Raw genomic sequence first — 2,022 nt, 5'->3', positions numbered from 1 at the left:
GCTAATGCAATCCGTGCCCTGAGCATGGATGGTGTTCAACAAGCCAACTCTGGCCACCCGGGTGCCCCTATGGGTATGGCTGACATCGCCGAGGTACTTTGGCGCTCTCACCTAAACCACAACCCTCAAAACCCTGAGTGGGCAGACCGCGACCGTTTTGTACTGTCTAACGGCCATGGCTCTATGCTTATTTACTCTTTGCTTCACTTAAGCGGTTACGAGCTGTCTATCGACGATCTTAAAAATTTCCGTCAACTGCATTCAAAAACACCAGGTCACCCTGAATACGGTTATGCACCAGGTATTGAAACCACCACTGGCCCACTCGGTCAGGGCATCACCAATGCGGTTGGTATGGCAATGGCTGAAAAGGCATTGGCAGCGCAGTTTAACAAAGAAGGTCACGATATCGTTGACCACTTTACCTACACCTTTATGGGTGATGGCTGCCTAATGGAAGGCATCTCACACGAAGCGTGCTCGTTGGCGGGTACCCTTGGTCTGGGTAAACTGATTGCTTTTTGGGATGACAACGGCATCTCTATTGATGGTGAAGTTGACGGTTGGTTCTCTGATGACACGCCTAAGCGTTTTGAAGCGTACGGCTGGCATGTCATTCCGGCGGTTGATGGTCATGACTCTAACGCTATCAATGCAGCCATTGAAGCGGCAAAAGCAGACCCACGTCCAACGCTTATCTGTACTAAAACGGTGATTGGTTTTGGCTCACCAAACAAAGCGGGTACTCACGATTGTCACGGTGCACCACTAGGCGCTGATGAAATCGCAGCAACGCGCAAGCAACTGGGTTGGGAGCACGGTCCTTTTGAAGTTCCACAAGACATCTATGCGCAATGGTCGGCGAAAGAAGCTGGCGCAGCAAAAGAAGCGGCGTGGAACGAGAAGCTGGCAGCGTATGAAGCGGCTTACCCTGAGCTTGCAGCAGAATTCAAACGCCGTGTAAACGGTGAGCTACCAGCGCAGTGGGAAGAAAAAGCCAACGCAATTATTGCTGATTTGCAAGCTAACCCTGCGAACATTGCCTCACGTAAAGCGTCTCAAAACGCACTAGAAGCGTTTGGTGCTATGCTACCTGAGTTTATGGGTGGCTCTGCTGACCTGGCGCCATCAAACCTGACTATGTGGTCTGGTTCAAAATCTCTAGAAGCCAGCGACTTTTCTGGTAACTACATTCACTACGGTGTGCGCGAATTCGGCATGACGGCTATCATGAACGGTATCGCTCTGCACGGTGGTTTCGTACCTTACGGCGCAACCTTCCTGATGTTCATGGAGTACGCACGTAACGCGATGCGTATGGCGGCACTAATGAAAGTGCAAAACATTCAGGTGTACACGCACGACTCTATTGGTCTGGGTGAAGACGGCCCAACTCACCAACCGGTTGAGCAAATGGCATCACTGCGCCTAACACCAAACATGAGCACATGGCGTCCATGTGACCAGGTAGAATCTGCGGTGGCGTGGAAGCTAGCGATTGAACGTAAAGATGGCCCAACGTCACTGATTTTCTCACGTCAAAACCTAGCACAGCAAGAGCGTGACGCTGCGCAAGTGGCTGACATTGCTAAAGGTGCGTACATCCTTAAAGACTGTGCAGGCAAGCCTGAGCTTATCTTGATTGCCACTGGCTCTGAAGTTGAACTTGCAGTGGAAGCCGCCGCGCAACTGACAGCAGAAGGTAAGCAAGTACGCGTTGTTTCGATGCCTTCAACGGATGCGTTTGATAAACAAGACGAAGCATACCGTGAAGCGGTATTGCCATCGGATGTCACTAAGCGTATTGCTATCGAAGCTGGCATTGCTGACTTCTGGTACAAGTACGTTGGCTTTGGTGGCAAAATCATTGGTATGACGACCTTTGGTGAATCTGCACCAGCGGGTGAGCTATTCAAAATGTTTGGTTTCACCACAGAAAACGTTGTAAGCACCGCAAAAGAGCTACTGGCGTAAGCTTCTAGCCTTTTGAAACAAAAAACCGAGCCTAGTGCTCGGTTTTTT

General features: G+C 50.4%; 1 protein-coding gene. It reads left to right on the top strand.

All coding sequences use genetic code 11. The features are described 5' to 3' along the window. On the top strand, positions 1–1,974 hold a 1,974-nt coding region (tkt, locus tag LNL84_RS19555), incomplete at its 5' end, for a transketolase (protein ID WP_244359534.1). Between the last annotated feature and the right edge of the window lie 48 nt (positions 1,975–2,022).

Origin of the sequence: Vibrio gelatinilyticus (genome assembly GCF_022836845.1) — a bacterium.
GTDB classification, from domain to species: domain Bacteria; phylum Pseudomonadota; class Gammaproteobacteria; order Enterobacterales; family Vibrionaceae; genus Vibrio; species Vibrio gelatinilyticus.
The sequence above is the reverse complement of the archived record's forward strand: the minus strand, read 5'-3'. Positions and strand labels throughout refer to the sequence as shown.